At 72.6% G+C, this 19,119-nt stretch carries 18 protein-coding genes and 4 tRNA genes; 9 read left to right on the forward strand and 13 right to left on the reverse strand.

Annotated elements, in window-relative coordinates; translation table 11 throughout:
• Positions 1–15: 15 nt before the first annotated feature.
• Both sufU and ITJ55_RS02100 read right to left on the reverse strand, forming a co-directional pair.
• Positions 16–465, reverse strand: coding sequence for a Fe-S cluster assembly sulfur transfer protein SufU (gene sufU / locus ITJ55_RS02095; RefSeq protein WP_194593880.1), 450 nt, complete (start codon positions 463–465; stop codon positions 16–18).
• On the reverse strand, positions 462–1,808 hold the full coding sequence (locus tag ITJ55_RS02100; RefSeq protein ID WP_370543968.1) for an aminotransferase class V-fold PLP-dependent enzyme: 1,347 nt from the start codon (positions 1,806–1,808) through the stop codon (positions 462–464). The genes sufU and ITJ55_RS02100 overlap by 4 nt, the downstream gene beginning before the upstream one ends.
• A 180-nt stretch (positions 1,809–1,988) precedes the next feature.
• On the opposite strand from ITJ55_RS02100, the gene ITJ55_RS02105 reads away from it, so the two are divergent.
• Entirely contained in the window at positions 1,989–3,215 is a 1,227-nt protein-coding gene (locus ITJ55_RS02105; RefSeq protein ID WP_194593882.1) for a cobalamin-independent methionine synthase II family protein, read from the forward strand.
• A 78-nt stretch (positions 3,216–3,293) separates the two neighbouring features.
• Here ITJ55_RS02105 and ITJ55_RS02110 read toward each other — a convergent pair whose 3' ends face one another.
• The 5 genes from ITJ55_RS02110 to ITJ55_RS16410 all read right to left on the reverse strand — a co-directional run bounded on the left by ITJ55_RS02110 (position 3,294) and on the right by ITJ55_RS16410 (position 6,488).
• Positions 3,294–4,097, reverse strand: a complete 804-nt coding sequence (locus ITJ55_RS02110) for an amino acid ABC transporter ATP-binding protein (protein WP_305038553.1) — start codon at positions 4,095–4,097, stop codon at positions 3,294–3,296.
• Positions 4,087–4,752, reverse strand: a complete 666-nt coding sequence (locus tag ITJ55_RS02115) for an amino acid ABC transporter permease (protein ID WP_194593883.1) — start codon at positions 4,750–4,752, stop codon at positions 4,087–4,089. The genes ITJ55_RS02110 and ITJ55_RS02115 overlap by 11 nt, the downstream gene beginning before the upstream one ends.
• A 2-nt stretch (positions 4,753–4,754) precedes the next feature.
• Complete coding sequence (locus ITJ55_RS02120; protein ID WP_194594701.1) at positions 4,755–5,609, reverse strand: amino acid ABC transporter substrate-binding protein; 855 nt, start codon at positions 5,607–5,609, stop codon at positions 4,755–4,757.
• 133 nt (positions 5,610–5,742) lie between these two features.
• Positions 5,743–6,132: a hypothetical protein gene (locus ITJ55_RS02125; RefSeq protein ID WP_194593884.1), complete on the reverse strand. Its 390-nt coding sequence runs from the start codon at positions 6,130–6,132 to the stop codon at positions 5,743–5,745.
• Entirely contained in the window at positions 6,066–6,488 is a 423-nt protein-coding gene (locus ITJ55_RS16410) for an NRDE family protein (protein WP_370543969.1), read from the reverse strand. The genes ITJ55_RS02125 and ITJ55_RS16410 overlap by 67 nt, the downstream gene beginning before the upstream one ends.
• Positions 6,489–6,666: 178 nt before the next feature.
• On the opposite strand from ITJ55_RS16410, the gene coaBC reads away from it, so the two are divergent.
• Together coaBC and ITJ55_RS02135 are read left to right on the forward strand one after the other, a co-directional pair.
• The gene (gene coaBC, locus ITJ55_RS02130) at positions 6,667–8,001 is read left to right on the forward strand and encodes a bifunctional phosphopantothenoylcysteine decarboxylase/phosphopantothenate--cysteine ligase CoaBC (RefSeq protein WP_194594702.1); all 1,335 of its coding nucleotides are present in this window, start codon (positions 6,667–6,669) and stop codon (positions 7,999–8,001) included.
• On the forward strand, positions 7,998–9,581 hold the full coding sequence (locus ITJ55_RS02135) for a serine/threonine-protein kinase (RefSeq protein ID WP_194593885.1): 1,584 nt from the start codon (positions 7,998–8,000) through the stop codon (positions 9,579–9,581). Before coaBC ends, ITJ55_RS02135 begins: the two co-directional genes overlap by 4 nt.
• Positions 9,582–9,706: 125 nt before the next feature.
• Here the strand turns inward: ITJ55_RS02135 and ITJ55_RS02140 are convergent.
• The 3 genes from ITJ55_RS02140 to ITJ55_RS02150 form a co-directional block, all read right to left on the reverse strand.
• Positions 9,707–9,778, reverse strand: a tRNA-Val gene (locus ITJ55_RS02140).
• An 81-nt stretch (positions 9,779–9,859) separates the two neighbouring features.
• Positions 9,860–9,933, reverse strand: a tRNA-Cys gene (locus tag ITJ55_RS02145).
• Between the two features lie 65 nt (positions 9,934–9,998).
• Positions 9,999–10,070, reverse strand: a tRNA-Gly gene (locus tag ITJ55_RS02150).
• 174 nt (positions 10,071–10,244) lie between these two features.
• Here ITJ55_RS02150 and ITJ55_RS02155 point away from each other — a divergent pair.
• Both ITJ55_RS02155 and ITJ55_RS02160 read left to right on the forward strand, forming a co-directional pair.
• Positions 10,245–10,320: transfer RNA gene (locus tag ITJ55_RS02155), tRNA-Val, on the forward strand.
• A 120-nt stretch (positions 10,321–10,440) separates the two neighbouring features.
• Entirely contained in the window at positions 10,441–12,144 is a 1,704-nt protein-coding gene (locus ITJ55_RS02160) for a glycoside hydrolase family 13 protein (protein WP_194593886.1), read from the forward strand.
• Between the two features lie 180 nt (positions 12,145–12,324).
• On the opposite strand, the gene ITJ55_RS02165 is transcribed toward ITJ55_RS02160, so the two are convergent.
• Together ITJ55_RS02165 and zapE are read right to left on the reverse strand one after the other, a co-directional pair.
• Positions 12,325–13,608, reverse strand: a complete 1,284-nt coding sequence (locus tag ITJ55_RS02165) for an ammonium transporter (RefSeq protein WP_194593887.1) — start codon at positions 13,606–13,608, stop codon at positions 12,325–12,327.
• Between the two features lie 222 nt (positions 13,609–13,830).
• Positions 13,831–14,847: a cell division protein ZapE gene (zapE, locus tag ITJ55_RS02170; RefSeq protein WP_194593888.1), complete on the reverse strand. Its 1,017-nt coding sequence runs from the start codon at positions 14,845–14,847 to the stop codon at positions 13,831–13,833.
• Between the two features lie 175 nt (positions 14,848–15,022).
• On the opposite strand from zapE, the gene ITJ55_RS02175 reads away from it, so the two are divergent.
• Genes ITJ55_RS02175 through ITJ55_RS02185 form a run of 3 tightly spaced genes read left to right on the forward strand, consistent with a single transcriptional unit; the run spans position 15,023 to position 17,129 of the window.
• Complete coding sequence (locus ITJ55_RS02175; RefSeq protein WP_194593889.1) at positions 15,023–15,922, forward strand: sulfurtransferase; 900 nt, start codon at positions 15,023–15,025, stop codon at positions 15,920–15,922.
• Positions 15,919–16,377: a SufE family protein gene (locus ITJ55_RS02180; RefSeq protein ID WP_370543970.1), complete on the forward strand. Its 459-nt coding sequence runs from the start codon at positions 15,919–15,921 to the stop codon at positions 16,375–16,377. Before ITJ55_RS02175 ends, ITJ55_RS02180 begins: the two co-directional genes overlap by 4 nt.
• The gene (locus ITJ55_RS02185; RefSeq protein WP_194593890.1) at positions 16,374–17,129 is read left to right on the forward strand and encodes a dihydrofolate reductase family protein; all 756 of its coding nucleotides are present in this window, start codon (positions 16,374–16,376) and stop codon (positions 17,127–17,129) included. The genes ITJ55_RS02180 and ITJ55_RS02185 overlap by 4 nt, the downstream gene beginning before the upstream one ends.
• Here ITJ55_RS02185 and ITJ55_RS02190 read toward each other — a convergent pair.
• Positions 17,087–18,304 (reverse strand): alpha/beta hydrolase family protein, encoded by a 1,218-nt coding sequence (locus tag ITJ55_RS02190; RefSeq protein WP_370543971.1) that lies wholly within the window; start codon positions 18,302–18,304, stop codon positions 17,087–17,089. The two genes, ITJ55_RS02185 and ITJ55_RS02190, sit on opposite strands and share 43 nt — an antisense overlap.
• Before the next feature lie 110 nt (positions 18,305–18,414).
• Between ITJ55_RS02190 and ITJ55_RS02195 the strand changes: the two genes are divergently transcribed.
• Positions 18,415–19,011: a DUF3000 domain-containing protein gene (locus ITJ55_RS02195; protein WP_194593891.1), complete on the forward strand. Its 597-nt coding sequence runs from the start codon at positions 18,415–18,417 to the stop codon at positions 19,009–19,011.
• Positions 19,012–19,119: the final 108 nt, after the last annotated feature.

Genomic DNA, 19,119 nt, shown 5'->3' on the forward strand with positions numbered 1-19,119 from the left:
GGGGCCCCGGACCGTTCAGGCCGCGCGCAGCTCGGTCGAACACGCCTCGGCCGCGACCCAGGCGAGCATGCCGCACTTGACGCGCATGACGAACTTCGAGACCCCGTGGAACACCACGGCGTCGCCGAGCACCTCGTCGTCGGGCTCGCCGGCTCCGCGCGACCGCATCATCTCGCGGAACTCCCCGACGAGGGCGTCGAGCTCGGCCAACGTGCGACCGGGGGCCAGCTGCGAGAGCACCGACGCCGAGGCCATCGAGATGCTGCAGCCCGCACCCTGCCAGCGCAGGTCCGCGATGCGGTCGGTGCCGGGTTCGAGGGCGACGCGGACGGTGATCTCGTCACCGCAGGTCGGGTTGCGCTCGAAGTGCTGGGCGTCGGCCCCGGGCAGCTCGCCGTCGCCGTGCCGCGCCTTGGCGTGGTCGAGGATGACCTGCTGGTACAGGCCGTCGAGGGCGGCGCTCACCGCGCCTCCTCGGCTTTCTCGTCGTCGGCGGCGCCCGCAACGCCGAAGTAGGCACGCACCTCGGCGACCCCGGCGACGAGGCGCTCGACCTCGTCGCCCGACGAGTAGAGGTACGTGCTGGCCCGTGTCGTGGCCGTCACCCCCAGGCGTCGGTGCAGGGGCTGGGCGCAATGGTGTCCGACCCGCACGGCGATGCCGCGCGCGTCGAGGAACTGCCCGACGTCGTGGGCGTGCACACCCTCGACGACGAAGCTGGCGAGCCCGGAGCGCGGCACCCCGGCGGGCGGGCCGACGACCGTGACGCCGTCGAGGGCCGAGAGCCCGCGGACGAGCTGTTCGGCCAGGGCCTCCTCGTGCTCGCGGACGCGGTCCATGCCGACCGCCTCGAGGTAGCGGACGGCCTCGGCGAGGGCGACGGCCTGCGACACGGGTTGCGTGCCGGCCTCGAAGCGCTGCGGGGCGGGCAGGTACTCCGCCCCCTCCATCGTGACGGTCGTGATCATCGAGCCCCCGGTGCGGAAGGGGGGCAGGGCGTTCAGCAGCTCGGCCTTGCCGTACAGCACGCCGATGCCCGTGGGCCCCAGCATCTTGTGGCCGGAGAACGCGGCGAAGTCGACGTCGAGGGCGTGCAGGTCGAGGGGTCGGTGCGGGGCCGACTGGCAGGCGTCGAGCACCACGAGGGCGTCGACGGCGTGCGCGAGGTCGACCAGTTCGGCGACGGGCGCGACGAAGCCGGTCACGTTCGAGACGTGGGCGAAGGCGAGGAGGCGCGTGCGGGGCCCGATCACGGACGCCGCGTCGGCGCTCGTCCACGTGCCGTCGTCGCCGACGGGCACGAACCGCAGCGTGGCCCCCGTCGTCGCGGCGAGTTCTTGCCACGGGACGAGGTTGGCGTGGTGCTCGGCCTCGGTCACCACGATCTCGTCGCCGGGCGCGAGCGCGAAGCGCCGGGCGGCGTCGCCTCCCCGTCCGTGCGTGGCGTTCGCGAGGCCGTACGCGACGAGGTTGAGGGCGTCGGTCGCGTTGGAGGTCCAGACGACCTCGTCGACGTCGGCACCGACGAAGCGTGCGACGGTCTCTCGCGCCTCTTCGTAGGCCTCGGTCGACAGGGCCGCGAGGGTGTGGGCCCCGCGGTGCACGGCCGAGTTGACGGTCTCGAGGAAGCGTCGCTCGGCGTCGAGCACCGCGGTCGGGCGCTGTGCCGTGGCCCCCGAGTCGAGGTAGGCGAGCGGCTCGCCGGAGACGTCTTGCCCCAGCAGCGGGAAGTCGGCGCGCAGGCGGCGGGCGTCGTCGTCGGACAGCCCCGGACGGGCGGTGGATGGTGCGGAGGAGGTGGTGGTCACGGTGTCCCTTCCCGTCGATCGTAGCGAGGCACCGCGAGGGTCCTGGCGTCGGCCGACACAGGACGCAACGGTCGCCGACCGCCCGGTGTTCCCGACCGCACGGCTGTGACGCCCCGTGTCGTGCACGTCGCCCACGGCGGGGGTCGGGGGCCAGAGTGGTGGCGACGAACGGAGCACCCCATGACGACCACCCCCGGCCGCATCGAGACCACCCATGCCGGAAGCCTGCCGCGCACCCCCGAGCTGATCGCCGCCAACGACGCCCGCGCCCTCGGCGACGACGGCTTCACCCTCGAGCGCACGCCCGAGTTCGACGCCCTGCTGACCGACGCCGTCGTCGACCTCGTCCGCCGCCAGCGCGACCTCGGCATCACGATCGTCGGCGACGGCGAGTACGGCAAGGCCATGACGAGCGTGGTCGACTACGGCGCCTGGTGGTCGTACTCGTTCCAGCGCGTGAGCGGGCTCTCGCTGACCGGGTCGGACATCTTCAGCCAGCCGGCGGTGCGGTCCTCCCCCGGCGACGTCCGGCTGACGTCGTTCCCGGACCGCCGCGACTGGCAGACGTTCCACGACGCCTACACCGACCCGACCTCGGGCATCGGCACGGGCTCGGGTGCCACGCCGTTCCCGAGCACGACGGGCCCGCTGACGTACGTCGGGCACGACGCCATCGCCTCCGACATCGCCAACCTGACGGCCGGGCTCGCGGCGAGCGGCGACGCGCCGGGGTTCATCACCTCGTTGTCACCGGGCAGCGGCGCCCGCATCGCGAACGACTTCTACGCCACCGACGAGGAGCACATCTGGGCCTGGGCCGAGGTGTTGCGCGAGGAGTACACGGCGATCGTCGAGGCCGGCCTCACCGTGCAGATCGACGACCCGTCGATCGCCGAGAACTGGGACCAGATCAACCCCGAGCCGAGCGTCGAGGACTACCGCGCCTTCACCCGCATCCGGGTCGAGGCGCTGAACCACGCCCTGCGCGGCCTGCCGCCCGAGCAGGTGCGCTTCCACCTCTGTTGGGGCTCGTGGCACGGACCGCACACGACCGACGTCGAGTTCCGGCACATCGTCGACCTCATGCTCGAGATCGATGCCGGCTCGTACTCGTTCGAGGCGGCGAACGTCCGTCACGACCACGAGTGGAAGCTCTGGCGCGACGTCGAGCTGCCGGCCGGCAAGACGATCGTCCCGGGCGTCGTCAGCCACGCCACGAACGTGGTCGAGCACCCCGAGCTCGTGGCCGACCGCATCGAACGGTTCGCCTCGGTGGTCGGCCCCGAGAACGTCGTCGCCTCGACCGACTGCGGCCTGGGCGGTCGCATCCACCCGCAGATCGCCGTGGCCAAGCTGGCCTCGCTCGGCGAGGGCGCGCGCATCGCGTCGCACCGCCTGTTCGGCTGAGCGTCCCCCGGCGGACGACCCGCGCCTCCTGGTCCGGTGGACGAGGAGGCGCGGGTCGTCTCGGGCACGGGAGGCCCGTCAGTCGTCGAGCGGCTTGAGCACCCGCTGCAGGAACTGCCGGGTGCGGGCCTCGCGGGGTCGCGTGAGCACGTCGGCGGGCCGACCGCGCTCGACGACGACGCCGGCGTCCATGAAGAGCAGCTCGTCGGCGACGCGGCGGGCGAACTCGAGCTCGTGGGTGACGACGATCATCGTCCAGCCCTCGTCGGCGAGCTCTTTCACGACGGTGAGCACGTCGCCGACCAGTTCGGGGTCGAGTGCGGAGGTCGGTTCGTCGAAGAGCAGCAGCTCGGGCCGCAGGGCGAGCGCCCGGACGATGCCCACGCGCTGCTGCTGCCCGCCCGAGAGCTCGGAGGGGTAGGCCCCGGCCTTCTCGGCGAGGCCCACGCGCGCGAGGAGGCCCTCGGCCTCGACCCGCGCCTCCTGCGGGTCTCGACCCTGGACGCGGACCGGGCCCTCGACGACGTTCTGCAGCACGGTGAGGTGCGGGAACAGGTTGAAGTGCTGGAACACCATCGACGACCGGTCGCGGAGGGCGAGCAGATCGCGCTTGCCGACCTTGCCTCCGAAGTCGATCGACCGACCGTCGGAGAGCGTGACGACTCCCCCGTCGGGCACCTCGAGGCTGTTGAGCGAGCGCAGCACGGTCGTCTTGCCCGAGCCCGAGGGGCCGATGATGGCGACGACGCGCCCTCGCCTCACCTCGAGGTCGATGCCCCGCAGCACCTCGTTCTCGCCGAACGACTTGTGCAGGCCGCGGACGGTCAGCACGGGGGCGCCGGTCGGGTCGGCCGGCCGGGGCGGGGTGACGTCAGCGGGCAACGTGGCGGTCCAATCTCTTCTCGAGTGCGTCCTGCCCGAACGACAGGATCAGGCAGATCACCCAGTAGACCAGGGCGGCCTCGAGGTAGATCAGCAAGAACTGGTTCGAGACGGTCGCGATCTGCTGCGCCTGACGGAACAGCTCGACGACGAGGATGACGCTCGCCAACGAGGTGTCCTTCACGAGGCTGATGAACGTGTTCGACAGCGGTGGCACCGAGACCCGGGCCGCCTGGGGCAGGATGATCCGCCGGAGGGCGAGCCCCCGCGACATGCCGATCGTGTGGGCGGCCTCCCACTGCCCCTTGGGCACCGAGAGGATCGCGGCCCGGATGACCTCGGCGGCGTACCCGCCGACGTTCAGGGAGAACGCGATGATCGCGCTCGGCCAGGGGTCGAGCCTGACGCCGATCGACGGCAGGCCGTAGAAGACGACGAACAGCTGCACGAGCAGGGGCGTGCCCCGGATGATCGAGATGTAGACCCGGGCGATGCCCGCGAGCACCGCCGTGCCCGACAGTCGCACGAGCGCGATGACGACGGCGATGACCAGCCCGATCGCCATCGACGCGAAGGCGAGCGGGATCGACGCGACGAGCGCCCCCGACACGATCGGCCAGAGCGACCGCCAGAACAGGTCGAGGGAGGACTGCACGCTTACTCGCTGACGTCCTGGCCGAAGTACTTCTCGCTGATGGTCGACAGCGTGCCGTCGGACTTCAGCTCGGCGAGGGCGTCGTCGATCGCCGTCACGAGGTCGTCGCTGCCCTTGGTGGTGACCAGGGCCGAGCGCGAGACGTCGTCGGTGGTCGCCGCGATCTTGATGCCGGCGGCCTGGTCGGGGTTGGTCTTGACGTAGTCGAGGAAGGTCAGTTCGTCGTTGACCGTCGCGTCGATGCGGCCCTGCTCGAGCAGCGCGACGGACTGGGCCCAGCCCTCGACGACCTGCACGTCGGCGCCCGCGTCCTTCGCGGTCGTGTAGAAGTTGCTCGACTGCGACTGGGCCGTCGTCTTGCCCTTAAGGTCGGCGAGCGAGGTGATGTCGGTGTTGTCGGCGGGCGTGATGACGACGCCGCGGCTGACCGTGTAGGGCGTCGAGAAGTCGTACGTCGCCTCGCGCTCGTCGGTGATCGAGATCTGGTTCGCGACGAGGTCGAAGCGACCGGCGGTGAGCCCGGCGAGCAGGGCGTCGAACTGGGTCTCTTCGAACTTGGGGGTGACGCCGAGCTTCTCGGCGACGGCCGTGGCGACGTCGACGTCGTAGCCGGTCAGCGCGCCGGCCCCGCCCTCGTGGTACGTGAAGGGCTGGTAGGTGCCCTCGGTGCCGATGACGATCTCGCCGGCCGCCTGGATGTCGGACAGGCTCTTGGCGGCGCTCGTGTCGGCGGTCGCGCTGCCGGTGGACTGGACGACCCCGTCGGTGGAGGCGGGCGCGCAGGCGGCCAGGGCGACGGCGGCGGCGGCGATGACGCCGACCGAGGCGAGGCGACGGACGGTGCGGACGGCGGTGATCTTCACGAGGGTTCCTTTGCTGCGGCTCGGGGGTCGGACGAGCCTCACGACCCTAACGCCGCGGGGGCGGGCGGGATTCCCGATGACTCCCCGTGACGTCGGCGCCGGGGGAACCGGGCCTCGCCGGGGACGGTCAGCGTCGTGCGATCGCCTCGGCGACCGAGGGCGCCCCGTCGAGGCGGACGTGCCGGTGGGCGACGGCGTCGCCCGAAACGGCGACCGTGCTGAGCGACAACGAGTGGAACAGGTGGCCGTCGACGAGGTCGGCCCGGACGATGGCGTCGTCGTCGTCCGTCGACAGGGCGCTGCTCTCGCGCAGCAGGTCGAGCCACGGCGTCCAGCTGCCCTCGCCCTCGGCCGCCGCCGGCAACGGACCGGACGGAGGCGCGACGTCACGGAACCGGGGCAGCCAGCGGTCGACGCGGGGCACGCTCCGGTCGTCGGGCCCGGCGTGCGTCAGCAGGTGCACGCCGGGCTCGAGGCGGGCCGTCTCGGTGACGGTGCCGTCCCACACGGAGTGCACCGCGCCTCCCGCGTACGCGGTGAGCAGGTTGAAGGTGCGGGTCGTCTGCGGGCCCTCGGGAAGCGCGCCGTCGGCGGCGGCCCGGAGCGGCAGGGCCCCGCGTGTCGTCCAGCCGCCCGCGGGCGGCTCGGGAGTCTCGTGGCGGTTGAGACGACGCTCGCGCGGCTCGGGCCCCGGGCGGTGGCCAGCCAGGCCCCGCCGGCCTCGCGGTCGTGGACGCCCGTGACCCGGTCGCCGAGCTCGGGCCACCAAGCGCCGGGCTCGTCCCAGGGGCGGTCGGGCGACTCGTCACGGAGCCCCAGGAAGACGACGGGCCAGGGCGCGCCCGGCTGGACGGCGACGACGACGGTGCACATGAGGTCCTCAGGGTGGGGGCTCGTCGGGTCGGGGGCCGACGCTCGGCCGCGGGATGCGGCATCGTGGTGGGCAACGCTACCGACCCGACACCGGGTCGGCCGACCGACGCATCGATCGACGAGGCCCACCGTGACGCACGACCACCCCCGCTCCTCCCCCGCCGACGCCCCGCGTCGCCTGTCCGTCGTCGTCGGCGTCTCGGGCGGGATCGCGGCCTACAAGGCCGTCGGCGTCGTCCGCGGCCTCGTGCTGCGCGGGCACGAGGTGCACGTCGTCCCGACCGAGGCCGCCCTGCGCTTCGTCGGGGCACCGACCTGGGAGGCCACGAGCCGCAACCCCGTGCACACGTCCGTCTTCGACGACGTCGCCGAGGTGCGGCACGTGGCCCTGGGCCAGCGGGCCGACCTGATCGTCGTCGCCCCCGCGACCGCGCACACGCTCGCGAAGATCGCCCACGGCCTGTCGGACGACCTGCTCGGCACGACCATCCTCGCGAGCACCGCGCCGCTCGTCGTCGCCCCCGCCATGCACACCGAGATGTGGCGGAACCCCGCCACCGTCGCCAACGTCGACCTGCTCCGGTCGCGCGGGGTGACCGTCGTCGGGCCCGACGACGGGCCGCTCACCGGTGGGGACGTGGGGCCGGGGCGCCTCAGCGAGCCCGACGACATCGTGGCCGCCGCCCTCGCCCGCGTGACCGGCCCGGCCGGCCTCGACGCCTCCCCCGCCGCCGTCCCCGGTGCTCGGCACGAGGAGGTGCGGGTCGGCGACCTCGACGGCTTGCGGGTGGTCGTCTCCGCCGGTGGCACCCGCGAGCCCCTCGACCCCGTGCGCTTCGTCGGCAACCGGTCGAGCGGCAAGCAGGGAGCGGCCCTGGCCCTCGCGGCGGCCGACCGTGGAGCCCGGGTCACCGTCGTCGGCGCCGCACTCGACGGTGCCGTGCGGCAGGGTCTCGTGGCGCGGGGTGACGTCGAGCTCGTCGACGTCGGAACCGCGCTCGAGCTCGAGGCCGCGCTGGCCGAGCACGCACCCCAGGCCGACGTCGTCGTCATGGCCGCGGCCGTCGCCGACTACCGCCCCGTCTCGGTCGCCGACGGCAAGATCCGCAAGGACGACTCGGGCGACGAGTTGACGGTCCGCCTCGTCCGCACCCCCGACGTCCTCGCCGGGTTGGTCGCCCGTCGGCCCGTCGGGCAGGTCGTGGTCGGCTTCGCCGCCGAGACCGCCCGGGACCGCGACGACCTGCTCGAGCTCGGACGCGCCAAGCAACGGCGCAAGGGAGCGGACCTGCTCGTCCTCAACCGGGTCGGTTGGACGACCGGGTTCGGCGCGGACGACACGGCCGTCGTCGTGATCGACGCCGACGGCGACGTGGTGTCCGAGCACGCGGGGTCGAAGTCGGCGGTGGCCGGGGTCGTGTGGGACGCCGTGGCGTCGCACCGCTCGGCACGAGACGGACGGACCAGCTCGCCACCCCGGCCGCAAGGCGTCTCGACGGGAGCGGGCGCGTGAGCCCCCGCGAGCAGGGCGACCCCCGTCTCGGCACGATCGTGGGCGGCCGCTACCGACTGGACGCGATCGTCGGGCGCGGCGGCATGGGAGCCGTGTACCGGGCCCACGACCTCGACCTCGGGCGGGACGTCGCGGTCAAGCTCTTCGGCTCGGACGGTCACGACGTGCACGACCTCGGTCGGCAGGTGAGCGAGGTCCGCCTGCTCGCGTCGCTGAACCACCCCGGCCTCGTGACCCTCTACGACGCCCGGGTCGAAGGGGACGGGCACGACGACGACGCGTACCTCGTGATGGAGTACGTGGACGGTCCGACCCTGCAGACGGTCCTGGCCGAGGGGCCGCTCTCGCACGCCGAGGCCGCGGCCCTGCTCGGTGACGTCGCGGACGGCCTCGCCGCCGTGCACCGTGCCGGCGTCGTCCATCGCGACGTCAAGCCCGCGAACATCCTGCTCGCCTCGCCGGACCACGACGGCGACCCCCGTCGGGCCAAGCTCGCCGACTTCGGCATCGCGTACCTGATCGACTCCACGCGGGTGACGGCCACGGGCACCCTGATGGGCACCGCCGCCTTCGTCAGCCCGGAGCAGGCCGAGGGGCGACCGCCGGCCCCGGCGTCCGACGTCTACTCGCTCGGCCTCGTGCTGGTCGAGGCGCTGACCGGGCGTCGGGTGTTCACGGGGTCGGTCGTCGAGTCGGTCATGGCGCGCCTGACCCGCGACCCCGAGATCCCGGCGTCGATCGGTGCCGGGTGGGTCGACCTGCTCACGCGCATGACGTCCCGGGCACCCGAAGACCGCCCCGCCGCCGCCGAGGTGGCCAGGGCCGCTCGGACGCTGGCCGCCGAGGGGGCCGGGTCGACCGACGCCGTCACTCGGGTGATGGCGGCGCCCGACGTCGCCACGGCCGCCCTGCCCGGGGGTGACGCCGCGACCCGTGTCCTGCCCCGGGGCGACGACGCCCGCACGCAGGTGCTCGGGGCCGGTGCGGCCTCGGCGGCGGATGCCACGGACGTCGTCCCCGACGTCGAGCCGGAGGGCCCGCGGGCACGTCGGCGCTGGCCGCTCGTCCTGGCGGCCCTCGTCGTCGCCGTGCTGCTCGCAGCGGGCATCGGTTGGGCCGCCACCCGCGACGGCGGGACGGTCGACCCGACCGAGAGCTCGAGCCCCGGCGTCGAGACGGATCCGTCGTCGACGCCCTCCGAGTCGACGGACGACGGATCGCCCTCGCCGTCCGAGGACCCGACCGACGAGTCGCCGGCCGACCCGGAGCCCTCGGACGAGGTCAGCCCGACCGAGGAGGCGCCGGTCGAGCCGACGACGCAGCCGACGGTCGACCCCGTGACCCCTCCGACCGTCGACGTCCCCGGTGTCGACACCCCCGGCGGGAACAGCGGGCCCGGCAACGACGGCGACAACGGCAATGGCAATGGCAATGGCAATGGCAATGGTGTGGGCGGAGTGAACGGCAACGGTGTAGGCGGGGGGACCGGGAACGGTGTGGGCGGGGGGACCGGGAACGGCGTAGGTCTCGGCAACGCCGAGACCGGCCCCGGCGCCGAGGTCGGCGCTGGAGGCCCCTGACCCTCCCCGGCGCACCGGGACGTCACGGTGCGCCGCCCGTCTCGACCAGCCCGGACATGAGCAGCCCCGACATGGCCAGCCCGGACATGACGAAAGCCCCGGCCGAGGCCGGGGCTTTCTGTGTGTGAGCGATACTGGGATCGAACCAGCGACCTCTTCCGTGTCAGGGAAGCGCGCTACCGCTGCGCCAATCGCTCATGTTTCTGCAGTTCGGGACGTACATCTCGAACCGCACTATTCACTTACTGCATCGATCGGAGACTTTCGCCTCGATCGAATGGAGGTGGAGACGGGATTTGAACCCGCGTGAACGGCTTTGCAGGCCGGTGCCTCGCCTCTCGGCCACTCCACCATACGAGTAGCCCCCAGAGGGAGGCCACCAGTCGGTGGACCACCCTCTGGTGAGCATTACACTCGAGCGGATGACGAGATTCGAACTCGCGACCCTCACCTTGGCAAGGTGATGCGCTACCGCTGCGCCACATCCGCATTTCGCTTTGCATTTCTGCGTGCAAAAGAACAATACCCACACCCCGGGGCAGAAACCAAATCGAGCGAACTTCGTGTCTCAGGTCGCCGCCGGAGGGCTGTGGACGCACGACCCGGCGTTGCGCCGAATGGCGTTCGCAGCCCGCGATGCACTAGCATCGTCGAGTCCCACACGGGCGATTGGCGCAGTTGGTAGCGCGCTTCCTTCACACGGAAGAGGTCATCGGTTCGAGCCCGGTATCGCCCACCACCACCCCCGAGAGGCCCTGCAGCTGCAGGGCCTCTCGTCGTCTCGGGGCCAGGGCCTGCCGGCTCGCGCTCTCGGGCACCCCGCAGGCCCCGGCCGCTCGGATCGTGGCATCCTCGGCCCATGACCGTCTCCTCCGACTCCCCCGCCGCGCGCGCCTCCCCGGACCGCCCCGCCACCGTCCCCGACGCCGACTGGTGGCGTCAGGCGGTCGTCTACCAGGTCTACCCGCGCAGCTTCGCCGACGCGAACGGCGACGGCATCGGCGACCTGCCGGGCGTGACCTCCCGCGTACCGTACCTCCGGCGGCTCGGGGTGGACGCCGTCTGGTTGAGCCCGTTCTACCCGTCACCGCTCGCCGACGGGGGCTACGACGTCGCCGACTACCGCGACGTCGACCCGCGGCTGGGCACCCTCGCCGACTTCGACGAGATGGTCACGGCCTTGCACGCGGCCGGCATCAAGGTCGTCGTCGACATCGTGCCGAACCACACCTCGAGCGAGCACGTGTGGTTCCGTGAGGCGGTCGCGGCCGAGCCCGGCAGCGCGGCCAGGGACCGGTACGTCTTCCGCGACGGCCTCGGCCACGGCGGCGAGACTCCCCCGTCGACCTGGGTGTCGAACTTCGGCGGAGGCGCCTGGACCCGCCTGCACCGCCCCGACGGGACGCCGGAGCAGTGGTACCTGCACCTCTTCGCCCCCGAACAGCCCGACCTCGACTGGGGCAACCCCGAGGTGCGCGCCGACTTCGAGGCCACGCTGCGCTTCTGGTCGGACCGCGGCGTCGACGGCTTCCGGGTCGACGTCGCCCACGGGCTGGCGAAAGACCTGACCGAGCCCCTCCGCGACGCCGCCGAACGTTCCGTGTTGCCGGTCGACGGCAGCGACCCGCTCTACGACCGTGACGAGGTGCACACGATCTTCGAGGGCTGGCGCCGGGTCTTCGACGAGTACGACCCGCCTCGCAGCGCCGTGGCCGAGGCCTGGGTGCAGCCCGAGCGCGTGCCCCTGTACGCCCGCCCCACCGAACTCGGCCAGGCCTTCAACTTCGCCCTGACACGCGCCGACTTCGACGCCGACCAGTTCCGCACGATCATCGCCTCGACCCTCGAGCAGGCCGCCGTCAGCGGCGCGACGAGCACCTGGGTGCTCTCGAACCACGACGTCGTCCGGCACGCCACCCGCTACGGCCTGCCGAAGGGGCAGGACCTCGACGCCTTCGTGCTGAGCGACGGCCGCAGGCCGACCCTCAACCCCGACGCGGGCCTGCGTCGGGCGCGGGCCGCGACGCTGCTGATGCTCGCCCTGCCCGGCTCCGCCTACGTCTACCAAGGCGAAGAGCTGGGCCTCTTCGAGGTGGCCGACCTGCAGCCGGCCGACCTGCAGGACCCCGTCTGGACCCGCACCAGCCACAAGCGGAAGGGCCGCGACGGCAGCCGCGTGCCCCTGCCCTGGGACACCAGCGAGCCCGCCCTGGGCTTCGGCGACCACGCGCCGCACCTGCCGCAACCCGAGTGGTTCGAAGACCTGGCCGTCTCGGTGCAGGACGACGAGGACGAGTCCACCCTGTCGATCTACCGCCGCGCGCTCGCCCTGCGACACGAGCTGCAGCAGGGTGAGAGCCTGCGGTGGGCCGACGGCGCCCCGGACGACGTCGTGCACTTCTCGCGACACGACGGCTGGCACTCGCTGACGAACGTCGGTGGTGGCCCGGTCGACCTGCCCGCCGGGGCACGCGTCCTGGCCTCCAGCGAGCCGTTGCACGACACGCTCGCCGGCGTCACCGAGGTGCCGGGCGAGACGACGGTCTGGTTCTCGCTGCGCTGAGGCCGAGTGTCGACCGCCGTCGCGCCGAGGGTCGGGCCCGGTGGCCCGACGCGGCCACGCGCAGGAGGCGCGGTGCAGGCGGTCTCGCACCGCGCCTCCTGCCCTCTGCCGGGGGACGTGCCCGCGGGACGCGGAACGGCCCCGGTCCGAGGACCGGGGCCGTTCGTCGAGCGGGTGGGGTCAGGCGCGCGAGTTCTCGAGCACGTAGCCCTCTTCACCGTGCAGGGCGAGGTCGATGCCGGCCACCTCGTCCTCGTTCTTGACGCGGAAGCCGATCGTCTTCTCGATGACGAAGCCGATCACGAAGGCCAGGACGAACGAGTAGAGCATGACGGCGAGGGCCGAGAGGGCCTGGATGCCGAGCTGACGGAACGAGCCCGAGAAGAGCAGGCCGCTGCCGTTGGCGAAGAACCCGAGGTACAGCGTGCCGATGAGGCCACCGACGAGGTGGATGCCCACGACGTCGAGCGAGTCGTCGAAGCCGAGCTTGAACTTCAGGTCGATGGCCAGGGCGCAGACCGCGCCGGCGACCGCACCGAGGACCATGGCCCAGAACGGCGACAGGGCGGCGCAGGCGGGGGTGATCGCGACGAGACCCGCGACGGCGCCCGACGCGGCACCGACCGAGGTCGCCTTGCCGTCCTTGAGCTTCTCGACGACGAGCCAGCCGAGGATGGCGGCGGCGGGAGCAGCGATGGTGTTGAGGAACGCCAGGGCCGCGACGCCGTCGGCTGCGAGCTCGGAGCCGGCGTTGAAGCCGAACCAGCCGAACCAGAGCAGACCGGCGCCGAGCAGGACGAACGGAGGGTTGTGCGGCTTGTCGGCACCCTTGGCGAAGCCGACGCGCTTGCCGAGCACCAGCGCCAGGGCGAGGGCCGCGGCACCCGCGTTGATGTGCACGGCCGTGCCGCCGGCGAAGTCGATCACGCCCATGCTCGCGATCCAGCCGCCGTCGACGACGGAGCCGTCGTCACCGAGCGTGAAGTTGAAGACCCAGCTCGCGACCGGGAAGTAGACGACCGTGGCCCAGACGCCGGCGAAGATCATCCAGGCGCCGAACTTGGCACGGTCGGCGATCGCGCCCGAGATGAGGGCGACGGTGATGATGGCGAAGGTCGCCTGGAAGGCCGCGAAGGCGATGGTGGGGTACGCACCGGTCGGGTCGGCACTCTCCTGGAAGAGCGAGTCCAGGCTGAACATCGACGGGTCGAAGCCGAAGACGCCGTCCCAGCCGATGTACGTGTCGGTCCCGGCGGGGCCCGACGGCCCGTTCGAGAAGGCGATCGAGTAGCCGTAGAGCACCCACAGCACTCCGATGAGGCCCATGGCCCCGAAGCTCAGCATCATCATGCTGATGACGCTCTTGGCCTTGACGAGTCCGCCGTAGAAGAAGGCCAGGCCGGGGGTCATGAGCAGCACGAGTGCCGCGCAGATCAACATGAAGGCGGTGTTGCCTTGGTCCATGGGTGGGTCACCTCTCGAGTTTCTTCAGCCGGGGAGGCACCGACGTCGAGGTCCACCGCGTGGGTTCACGGGCTGGGGTGAGGGACGCTCTCGTCCGGTGCGGTCCTCAGTGTCTCGGGGTGAGGTTTCGGTCCGTGTGCGGGATTGTTTCCCCGATGTAACACGATTCGGGCGCAGGTAAACAACGTGTTACCAGATCACCGGCATCGGGCGTGACGACGGTCAGAGCGAGGTGAGCGCCACGAGGCGCGACACGGCGCGCAGGTACTTCTTGCGGTAGCCGCCGGCGAGCATCTCGTCGGAGAAGACCTGGTCGAGGGGCGTGCCCGACGCGACGACCCGGATCTGCGCGTCGTAGAGACGGTCGACGAAGGCCACGAGGCGCAGCGCGTCGACCTGGCTGGTGAGGACGTGCACGTCACGGAGGCCGACGGCGTCGAGGTCGTCGACGAGCTTGACGTACTTGCTGGGGTGGACGGTCGCGAGGTGGCGGACGACGCCGTCGAAGTCGTCGAGCGACACCGTGCCGCCGAGGGAGGCCGCCGCGGCGTCGACGTCGTCGACCACGTGTGCCCTGGCCTCGACCTCGCGTCGCCGGTAGTCGTTCCCGTCGATCCGCAGGGTGAGGAACTTGTCGCTCAACCCCTGGATCTCGCGGAGGAAGTCCGCCGCGGCGAAGCGGCCCTCGCCGAGCGCGTTGGGCGGGGTGTTCGAGGTGGCCGCGATGCGCGTGCCGTCGTCGGCCAGGTCGCCGAGCAACCGCGTCATCATCATCGTGTCGCCCGGGTCGTCGAGCTCGAACTCGTCGATGCAGACCAGGGACGCGCCCTTCAGCTGCGCGGCCGCACCGGCGTAGCCGACGGCACCGACGAGCGCCGTGTACTCGATGAACGTGCCGAAGTAGCGCCGCCCCGTCGTGCGGTTCCAGAGGGCGGCCAGCAGGTGGGTCTTGCCCACGCCGAAGCCGCCGTCCAGGTAGAGCCCCGGGCGGACGGCCGGGGCGGCCGGCTTCTTGCGGAACAGTCCCCTCTTCGGTGCCTCGGCACCCGCGCCTCCGAAGGTCGTCACGGCGGCGACCGCCTCGGCCTGCGAGGCGAACTCGGGGTCGGGGCGGTAGTTCTCGAGCGAGGCGTCGGCGAACTGCCGGGGAGGCACGAGCTGCGTCACGATCTCGGCCCCGGTGATCGTCGGGGTGCGGTCGGTCAACGAGACGAGCGTGCTGACGGATTCGGGGGGCATGGCGGCGGCCTCGCGGTGGTGGGGGCGGGGATGTGTCAGAGTCGTACGGTTCCCGGGCGACGGTCACGCGGCATGCGTAACCTCGACGGGGCCGACCAGAGGCGATCCTACGCCGCCGGGCACGACCCGTCGCCCGCCGCCGGCCCCATCCCGACACCTTGAACGAGGAGACACCATGGCCGTCGAGCACGACACGTCCGCCCGCTTCGGCGAGTACGCCCACCCCGAGCGACTCGTGAGCACCGAGTGGCTGCAGCAGCACCTCGGCACCCCCGGGCTCGTCGTCGTCGAGTCCGACGAGGACGTCCTGCTCTACGAGACCGGCCACATCGCCGGCGCCGTCAAGATCGACTGGCACCTCGACCTGAACGACCCCGTCCAGCGCGACTACGTCGACGGCGAGGGCTTCGCCGCCCTGATGGCCCGCAGCGGCATCTCGCGCGACAGCACCGTCGTGATCTACGGCGATAAGAACAACTGGTGGGCCGCGTACGCCCTCTGGGTGTTCTCGCTGTTCGGTCACGAGGACGTCCGCCTGCTCGACGGCGGCCGCGCCAAATGGGAGGCCGAGGGGCGCGACTACACGACCGACGCCCCGGCGGTCGAGCCGACGGACTACCCCGTCGTCGAGCGCGACGACAGCGTCATCCGGGCGTACAAGGACGACGTGCTCGCGCACCTCGGCAAGCCCTTGATCGACGTGCGGTCGCCCGAGGAGTTCTCGGGTCAGCGCACCACGGCTCCGGCCTACCCCGACGAGGGCGCCCTGCGCGCCGGCCACATCCCGAGCGCGCAGAACGTGCCGTGGGGCAAGGCCGCGGCCGACGACGGCACCTTCCGTCCGCTCGCCGAGCTCGACGTGATCTACCGCGACGGCGCGGGCCTCGCCGACGGCGACCAGGTCGTCGCCTACTGCCGCATCGGTGAGCGGTCGAGCCACACCTGGTTCGTCCTGACGCACCTCATGGGCTTCGAGGACGTCCGCAACTACGACGGCTCGTGGACCGAGTGGGGCAGCGCCGTGCGCGTCCCGATCGTCCAGGGCACCGAGCCGGGCGAGGTGCCGGCCCGGTGACCGACGTGGCCGCCTCCCCCGGCGCACTGCCCGAGGCACTCGTCGAGATCCGCGAGGAGTTCCTGGCGCTCGACGTCCGCAACCGTCTGCAACTGTTGCTCGAGTTCTCGAACGAGCTGCCCGAGTTGCCCGACCGCTACGCCGACCACCCCGACCTGCTCGAGCGGGTGGTGGAGTGCCAGTCCCCCGTGTTCCTCTTCGTCGAGGTCGCCGAGGGCCGTGTCCACCTGCACGCCACGGCTCCGCGCGAGGCGCCGACGACGCGGGGGTTCGCGTCCATCCTGGCCCAGGGGCTCGACGGGCTCACGGTGGCGCAGGTGCTCGACGACGTCCCCGACGACTACCCGCAGACCATCGGCCTGACCGAGGCGGTCAGCCCGTTGCGCATCCGCGGCATGACCGCCCTGCTGGGTCGGGCCAAGCGCCAGATCCGTGAGCGGACCGCCGCCGCGTGACGCTTCGGGTGCTGCACGCGCTCGAGCGGCCGACCGACGTCGGGGTCGAGCTCGACATCGACGACGCCGAGGCGCCGGCCCGGATCCGCGACCTGTACGCCCCACCTCGCGAGACCTGGCTGCGCCTGAACCTCATCGCCGCGGTCAGCGGTGACGCCGCGGGCTCGGACGGCACCTCCGAGACGCTGAGCAACGCCACCGACCGCACGATCCTGGCGGCCATCCGCTCGCTCGCCGACGGCGTCCTCGTGGGCGCGGCGAGCGTGCGGGCCGAGGGCTACCGCGTGCCGAAGTCGTCCCGGTTGGTCGTCGTCACGTCGTCCGGCGACCTCTCGGGCCACCGCATGGACCCGACCGAGGCCGAGCGCGTCGTCGTGGTCTGTCCGGCCTCCGCCCGGGCGCGGGTCCGCGAGACCCTTGGCGAGGCGATCTGGGCGGCCGCGGCCGTGCTGACTGCACCGGACGACGACGGTCGGCTGGAGCCCGCCGCGATCTTGCGGTGCCTCCGCGACCAGCGCCTCCTTTCGCTCGTCTGCGAGGGCGGGCCGTCGCTCGCCGGGCAGTTCTTGCGCGACGGGCTCGTCGACGAGCTGTGCCTGTCGACCTCGCCGCTCGTGATCGGCAGCGGACTGCCCGTGTTCGGACGCGAACGGTTCGACCCGGCGTCGCTCGTGCTCGGCCAGCTGCTCGTCGACGAGCAGAGCACGCTCTACGCGCGGTGGTCGGTCGAGGGCGGCCCGGCGAGCCGCTGACGGTCCAGCCACCCCGAGATCGCCGCGTCGAACCGCTCGGGGTCGAGGTTCCAGAGCTTGGTGTGCCGGGCGACCTCGAACACCTCGAGCGTCACGAGGTCGGGTCGCGCCTCGGCCAGCGCGTGCGACGCGGTGGACGGCACGAAGCCGTCGTCGTCGCTGTGCAGCACGAGCACCGGCACCTCGAGGTCACCGGACCGCGCCACGAGGTCGAGCCGGTCGAAGTCGATCGGCTCGGCGCTGCCCGCCAGCCGGCAGGCCAGCGGCGACCCCAGGAGGCGCAGCACGACGCCCTGGACGGCCGGCGGCACGCGCATGGCCGCGCCCTGGTACGCGAGGGTCGTCCGCCAGTCGACCACCGGCGACTCGAGCACGAGGCCCGTGACGACCCCTCGGAGGGCCGAGCGCGTCGCCGCCTGCAGCACGAGGGCACCGCCCATGGACCAGCCCATCAGGACGACCGACGTCGCGCCGTGTTCGACGGCGTACCGGAGGGCCGACTCGACGTCACGCCATTCGGAGTCGCCGAGTGCGTACCGGCCGTCCGGCGACGGGGGTGCCTCACCGTCGTTGCGGTACGACACGAGCAGCGAGGTGACGCCGCGGCGGTGGAAGACCGGCACGGCGCGGATCGTCTCGGCGCGGGTCACCCCCCGGCCGTGGACGCCGATCGTCCAGGGGCCGTCGGTGCCGGTCGCGGCCGGGACGAGCCACGCCGGGGCAGGGCCGACCTCGGTGGCGACCGTCACCTCGTGCGCGTCGAGGCCCGCGTCCCGCGGCGTCGGGAAGAGCCAGCCCCCGATGCGGCCGTGGCGGGCCCGGTCGAGCTCGCCGCCCTCGACGGCCTCGACCCGACGCACGACGTGCCGACCGTCGTCGCGGACGACCTCGCCGAGGCGGGCGTGCCCCCGGCCGCGGTCGAACCAGAAGCTGTACCGGCCGGGGAGGCGCGTGTCGGGCGTCGAGGACAGGGTCACCGTCCCGGCCGAGGCGTCGTGGGCCTCGATCCGGACGTCGTCGCGTCGCCGACGGGCCGGGGTCACGATCTTGCGCGCGATGGCCACGACCCCCGAGGCCAGGGCCGCCGACGACAGGAGCACGGTGCCGCCGACGGCGATCGAGACGATCGCGAGCGGGCCGGGGCCCCGTCGACCGGTGGGGGCGGGGCGGATCACGGGCGGCTCCTCGGGCGACGGCAGGTGGCTTCGGGGTGACCTGTGGATCTGCTGAGCCGGGCGCGGCGTGCCGCGAGGGTCGCCCTCGGGTTCGACCCTAGTCTTCGAGGGTGTCCGAGATCCCCCCGACGCCGACCCGGCCGCCCGCGTTCGCCGCGGCCGTCGAGTCCGTCCACCGCGCCTCCGCCCGGGACGCGCTCGCCGTGACCGAGATCCCCGCGCCGAACGGCCTCGCACCGCACGCCCTGGCCCTCGCCGGCGACGTCGTGGGTGCCGCCGGTCGCCCCGATCCCGACCTGGGCACGGGGCGTTTCGTCCTGCTCTACGACGAGGACGAGCCCGAGGCCTGGGGCGGTCCGTTCCGGGTCGTCAGCTTCGCGCAGGCCCCCCTCGAGACCGAGATCGCCCTCGACCCGTTCGTGGCGGACGTCGCGTGGTCCTGGTTGGTCGACAGCCTCGACGCCCGGGGCGCCTCGTACGACCAGGCCTCCGGCACCGCCACGAAGATCCTCTCGACCGGATACGGTGAGCTGGCCAGCCACGGCGACGGGGCCCAGCTCGAGCTCCGGGCCTCGTGGAGTCCCACCAGCACCGACCTGGCCCCGCACATCGAGGCCTGGAGCGAGCTGATCTGCACGCTCGCCGGGTTGCCCCCGACGGTCGAGGGCGTGACGCTCCTCGCCTCGCGGCGGGTCGGGCGGGACTGACCCACCGGACCAGGACGGCGCGACCGGACCAGAACAGCGCCCCCGGACAGGAACAGCGGAGACATGACCACAGCGACACCAGACGAGGCAACACCCGTCGGCGACGGC

Origin of the sequence: Frigoribacterium sp. VKM Ac-1396 (genome assembly GCF_015350895.1) — a bacterium.
Taxonomy (GTDB): Bacteria; Actinomycetota; Actinomycetes; order Actinomycetales; family Microbacteriaceae; genus Frigoribacterium.